The sequence below is a fragment of the Phytoactinopolyspora endophytica genome (genome assembly GCF_004138495.1).
Classification (GTDB): domain Bacteria; phylum Actinomycetota; class Actinomycetes; order Jiangellales; family Jiangellaceae; genus Phytoactinopolyspora; species Phytoactinopolyspora endophytica.
The window spans coordinates 99643-100343 of sequence record NZ_ML142863.1 but is presented as its reverse complement, the minus strand read 5'-3'; the positions used below and the strand labels follow the sequence as shown (position 1 = coordinate 100343).

The window sequence follows — 701 nt, the reverse complement described above, 5'->3', positions numbered from 1 at the left end:
CAGCCCGCGCCTTGCGGCTACGGGCTGATCATGATGCCTCCGACGATAGCAGGGCATCCGACGGCCCCTACGGTCCTCACCCTGCCAGTTGTCGCGGCAGCGCATACGTCGCACAACCGGAACACTCGGGATCGTCCCAGCAAGTGAGTGCTTCCCTGAACGCCCAAGCGATCTGGAGGAGGGCCGTTGTCCGAGAACGAATGGCTCGACGTCGCCGCTGCGGCCGAGCACTACAACCGCAGCACCAAGAGCATCTGGCGACGCGTCTGGCAGGGCAGCCTTCCGGCCCGCACGGAGAAGGTGAGCGGCCGCGATGGTCGCCCGGTGATCAAGACCTTGATCCGAGTCTCCGATCTGGACTACGCGTTCGGTTCGGCTGCGCACGACGAGCACGTAAGGAAGATCCGCGAGGCCGTGCCACCGCTGACACGCGAGCAGGTGACGGTCATCGCCCAGGTCTTCACGGACCATCTCCGTGATTGCGACGCCAAGCGAGGAAAGTCCGGTGAAGCCAGATCCTCGTCGTAGGGAGGCAGCGCCGATCGCCGGTCCGGGGAGCTTCCTGTGTGCTCGGTCGCACTTCGGCGGGTTCTACCTTCGACCGCGCCCCTCCCAAGTTGAAGTCCAGAGGTCGTAGTCTGGTAGGTAGACTGGAAGCGGCACGGCGACGTCGTCACGGCGTGTTTCCAACCCTGACCAGG

General features: G+C 64.9%; 1 protein-coding gene. It reads left to right on the top strand.

Translation table 11 applies throughout. The features are described from left to right. Nucleotides 1-186 precede the first annotated feature (186 nt). The gene (locus ELR45_RS24695) at nucleotides 187-528 is read left to right on the top strand and encodes a hypothetical protein (RefSeq protein WP_129668712.1); all 342 of its coding nucleotides are present in this window, start codon (nucleotides 187-189) and stop codon (nucleotides 526-528) included. Nucleotides 529-701: the final 173 nt, after the last annotated feature.